This window comes from Xanthomonas sp. SHU 199, assembly GCF_000364665.1.
In the GTDB taxonomy this organism is placed as follows: domain Bacteria; phylum Pseudomonadota; class Gammaproteobacteria; order Xanthomonadales; family Xanthomonadaceae; genus Xanthomonas_A; species Xanthomonas_A sontii.
In genome coordinates this window covers 1-2,283 of sequence record NZ_AQOI01000314.1, presented here as the reverse complement: position 1 = coordinate 2,283, position 2,283 = coordinate 1, and the positions used below count along the sequence as shown (strand labels likewise).

The window sequence follows — 2,283 nt, the reverse complement described above, 5'->3', positions numbered from 1 at the left end:
TCGGGCGGCGCCTTGGGCGCGGTGGACGACGCGGTGGTCGCGGCGCCGTCGGCCGGCTTGGGCGTGGGCTGGCGGTCGCACCCGGCCAGCAGGGCGGCAGCGGCGAACAGCGGGAACAGCAGGCGCATGGCGGTCATGCAAGGTCTCCAATCTCGGTGTAGAGGTCGCCGACGCGACGCTTGAGCACGTCGCGCAACGGCAGGCGCAGTTCGTCCAGCGCGCGGCACGCCGCCTGGCCCAGGGCGTCGTCGCGGCACGGCAGATAGGTCTCGACGACAGGGATGCGCAGTTGGCAATTCTCGTACAGCTCGGCCACCGGCACGTCGCTCAGGTCGCGAGCCAGCATCCAGTCGCCCTGCTCGGTACGACTGAGCAGGCGGATGCGCTCCAGTTCGCACAGCAGTTCCTGCACCAGCGAATCGGTCAGCATCGGCTCCAGTTCCAGGAGTTGGTCCTCCTGCAGCCCCTTGCCCTGCCTGCGCGCCTGCGCGAAGCGGCCGAGCAGGCGCAGCAGGCCATAGATCTCATAGCCGGCGGGCAGGCGCATCGAGGCCGGCTGGTAGCGGAAGGCGGCGATCGAAGAGGACACCGAGGCACCGAGCAGGATCGCGATCCAGCTCAGGTAAATCCACAGCAGGAAGATCGGCACGAACGCGACCGTGCCGTAGATGCGCTGGTACGACTGGAAGCTGCCCAGGTACAGGCTCAGGCCCCACTTCACCAGCTCCAGCAGCAGCACCGCCAGCAGTGCACCCGGCACCGCATGGCGTAGCTTGACCGTGTGATGCGGCACCACCCGGTACACCAGGGTGATGCAGACGAATTCGATCAGCACCGGCGCCACGCTCAGCACCACCTGCGCCAGCAGCCGGCCCTCGCTGGTCTTGAACAGCGGCAGCGCGAAGAACCGCGCCGACACCGCCAGCGACGCCGCGGCCAGCAGCGCGCCGAGGGTCAGCACGGTCCAGTACACCAGGAAGCGGGTCAGCTGCGGCCGCGCCGACACCACCCGCCAGATCTGGTTGAAGGTCTGCTCGACGCTGTTGAGGGTGATCAGCAGCGAGACCACCAGCGCGATCACGCCGGCGGTGGTCAGTTGCCCGGCGCTGGCCGAGAACTGCCGCAGGTAGGACTCCACCGAACGCGCCGCGGCCGGCACGAAGTTGGAAAAGATGTAGTCGCTGAGCTGGTCGCTCCACTTGTCGAACACCGGGAACGCCGACAGCACCCCGAACACCACCACCGCCAGCGGCACCAGCGCGAAGATGGTGGTGTAGGCCAGCGAGGCCGCGGCCTGGAACAGGCGGTCGTCGAGGAAGCGCCGCCACAGGAAGCCGGCGAAGCTGCGCATGCGCGCGCGGTCGCGCAGGCGATCGGCCCAGAGATTGACGGTGTCCAGCGGCTGCATCGGGCAAGGGTACCCGATGCGCATGGACGCCGGCATCGTCGATACTGGCGGTCGTTCCGATCCACGAGAGGGCCGCATGGCCGAGATTCTGGTCCTGTACTACAGCCGCGGCGGCTCGGTGGCGCGCCTGGCGCGGCAGATCGCGCGCGGCGTCGGCGAGGTGCCGGGCATGGCCGCGCGCCTGCGCACCGTGCCGCCGGTGGCGGCGGTCACCCAGACCAGCGCACCGCCGGTGCCCGACAGCGGCGCGCCGTACGTGGACGCCAGCGACCTGCGCGAGTGCGTGGGCCTGGCGCTGGGCAGCCCGACCCGCTTCGGCAACATGGCCGCGCCGGTCAAGCACTTCATCGACGGACTCGGCGCCGACTGGGCCAGCGGCACGCTGGCCGGCAAGCCGGCGGCGGTGTTCACCTCGACCGCGTCGCTGCACGGCGGCCAGGAAGCCACCCTGCTGTCGATGCACCTGCCGCTGCTGCACCACGGCTGCCTGATCGTCGGCATTCCCTACACCGAACCGCTGCTCAGCAGCACCCGCAGCGGCGGCACGCCGTACGGCGCCAGTCACGTCGCCGGCGCCGACGACGATCCGCAGCCCAGCGAGGAAGAAGCGCAGCTGGCGCGCGCGCTCGGCCGGCGCCTGGCCGAGATCGCGCAGCGACTGGCGGCGCCATGAGCGGCGTGCGCCTGCGGGTGGCGCTGGGGGCGACGCTGCTGGCGTTGGCGGCACTGTTCGCGACCTGGTTCCACGACGATCGCCACCGTCTCGCCGCCCTGCTGGTGTTCGCGCTGCCGCCGCTGTTGCTGGCCGTGGGCGTGCTGCGCGGCTCGGCAGTGGCACGATTCTGGAGCGGCGTCGGCGCGCTGCTGTGGTTCAG

The 2,283-nt window shown here is 70.7% G+C and carries 2 protein-coding genes and 1 pseudogene; 2 read left to right on the top strand and 1 reads right to left on the bottom strand.

From position 1 onward, the window contains the following. Positions 1 to 133: 133 nt before the first annotated feature. Entirely contained in the window at positions 134 to 1,408 is a 1,275-nt protein-coding gene (locus tag D183_RS0111265) for a YihY family inner membrane protein (protein WP_017909079.1), read from the bottom strand. A 76-nt stretch (positions 1,409 to 1,484) separates the two neighbouring features. Between D183_RS0111265 and wrbA the strand changes: the two genes are divergently transcribed. Together wrbA and D183_RS0111255 are read left to right on the top strand one after the other, a co-directional pair. After that, complete coding sequence (wrbA, locus tag D183_RS0111260; protein ID WP_017909078.1) at positions 1,485 to 2,081, top strand: NAD(P)H:quinone oxidoreductase; 597 nt, start codon at positions 1,485 to 1,487, stop codon at positions 2,079 to 2,081. After that, a pseudogene (locus D183_RS0111255) lies at positions 2,078 to 2,283 on the top strand (DUF2069 domain-containing protein); the annotation flags it as partial. The gene wrbA and the pseudogene D183_RS0111255, both read left to right, overlap by 4 nt.

Coding starts and splice junctions, on each gene's coding strand:
- D183_RS0111265 (WP_017909079.1), bottom strand. CDS start 1,408: ATGCAGCCGCTGGACACCGTCAATCTCTGGGCCGATCGCCTGCGCGAC.
- wrbA (WP_017909078.1), top strand. CDS start 1,485: ATGGCCGAGATTCTGGTCCTGTACTACAGCCGCGGCGGCTCGGTGGCG.